At 76.3% G+C, this 1,742-nt stretch carries 2 protein-coding genes; one reads left to right on the top strand and one right to left on the bottom strand.

What is annotated here, in order from left to right; genetic code table 11:
* Positions 1-28 precede the first annotated feature (28 nt).
* Positions 29-973, bottom strand: a complete 945-nt coding sequence (gene fmt / locus L1885_RS28045; RefSeq protein ID WP_235799950.1) for a methionyl-tRNA formyltransferase — start codon at positions 971-973, stop codon at positions 29-31.
* Between the two features lie 328 nt (positions 974-1,301).
* Here fmt and L1885_RS28040 point away from each other — a divergent pair.
* Positions 1,302-1,742 (top strand): hypothetical protein (locus L1885_RS28040; RefSeq protein ID WP_235799949.1); only part of this gene is annotated, 441 nt, incomplete at its 3' end.

Genomic DNA, 1,742 nt, shown 5'->3' with positions numbered 1-1,742 from the left:
CGACAGCAGGCGGCAGCCGGCAGGCGGCTCAGCCGGCCGCCGGGCCGCCGAGGCGCTCGCCCGCGGCGATGCGCACGCCGCGCGCCCAGTCCGCGGCGGCCATCGGCTTCTTGCCCTGCGGCTGGACCCACTGGAGCTCGACGGCGCTCGACCCGGTGCCCGCGTACACGTTGTTCTTGCCCGCGTCGAGGGTGCCCGGCGCGAGGTCGGTGCGCTCCGGGACGGGGGTGACGTGCAGGAGCTTGAGCCGCTCTCCCCGAAAGAGCGTCCAGGCCCCGGGCGCGGGCGTGCAGGCGCGCACGACGCGGTCCACCCGCAGCGCGGGCGCGGCCCAGTCCACCCTGGCGTCCTCCACCTGGATCTTGGGCGCAAGGGTGACGCCGTCCGCGGGCTGCGGCACGGGCTTGAGCGTGCCGTCCTCGATGCCGTCCATCGTGGCGGCGAGCAGCCCGGCACCCGCGAGGGCGAGCCGGGTGAGCAGGTCGCCGCTCGTGTCCGTGTGCCGCACGGCCTCGGTGAGCACGCCGTAGACGGGACCGGAGTCGAGGCCCTCCTCGATCTGGAAGGTGCTGGCGCCGGTCACCTCGTCGCCGGCGAGCAGGGCGTGCTGGACGGGCGCCGCGCCCCGCCAGGCGGGCAGCAGCGAGAAGTGCAGGTTCACCCAGCCGTGCGCCGGCACGTCGAGGGCGACGCGGGGCAGCAGGGCGCCGTAGGCGACGACCGGGCAGCAGTCGGGGGCGATCTCCCGCAGCCGGGCGAGGAAGTCCTCGTCGCGCGGCCGGGCGGGCCGCAGGATCTCGATGCCCTCCTCCTCCGCGCGCTCGGCGACGGGGCTGGCGACGAGCCGTCGGCCCCGCCCGGCGGGCGCGTCGGGCCGGGTCACCACGGCGGCCACCTCGTGGCGTTCCGAGGCGATGAGTGCGTCAAGGGCGGGAACGGCGACCTCGGGGGTGCCGGCGAAGACGAGCTTCATCGGTGGCGTGCTGCCTCTCGGAAGGGGGCGGGGCTGGGTGCCGCCGGGCGGCCGCACCACGGGTCTTGGGGGCGTATCAGTTTATGGCGCCGCGGGCGGCCGCGTTCCGCGGGGCGGACCGGCCGGGTCGCCGGCGGGGCGGCCCGGACGCCGGCCCGGACGGGCGCCCCATGGGGCGCGTGGCGTCCCACGCGCCCCGCGCATATGCCCATACGCCCCCGCAGCGTGACCACATGCCAGGTGTCGCGTTGTCAAGGGAGATTGACCAACACGGGCCGCACCGGTACGGCCCGGATCCTGTTCCCCCGCCGGTTCGAGAGGCTCGTCCATGGCCGACCACGCAACCCACGACGCACAAGCCCGTGCAAGTCTGCACATGTTGGTGCGGGACATCGAGCGCGTCCGCCGACAGGTGGACGCCCTGCGCACCCTCACCGCCCAGTTGGGCAATGTCTACCGGCCGCGACGGACGGGCCCCTCCACGGGCTTCGTCGTCTACGGGCGCGCCCCCGCGCCGACCGTGCGACTCGCCCAGGAGTTGAGAGACAGCGTCGAGACGCTGGTGACCGCGGCCGTCGACTTCGACCGCTCGCTCGGCTTCTCCTGGGACGCGGTCGGCTCCGCGCTCGGGGTCACCAAGCAGGCCGTGCACCGCCGCTACGGGGCGCGCCGGACGGCCCCCCGCCCGGGCGCCGTGGAGACGGCGGAGCCGACGGCGGCCGGCGCGCGCCGGCCGTTGCCGCCCACGGGGGCCCTGCCCTCCGTCCCC

This window comes from Streptomyces fuscigenes, assembly GCF_021556455.1.
Classification (GTDB): Bacteria; Actinomycetota; Actinomycetes; order Streptomycetales; family Streptomycetaceae; genus Streptomyces; species Streptomyces fuscigenes.
The sequence above is the reverse complement of the archived record's forward strand: the minus strand, read 5'-3'. Positions and strand labels throughout refer to the sequence as shown.

Excerpts from the sequence above, each read along its gene's own strand:
- fmt (WP_235799950.1), bottom strand. The coding sequence starts at position 973 with ATGAAGCTCGTCTTCGCCGGCACCCCCGAGGTCGCCGTTCCCGCCCTT.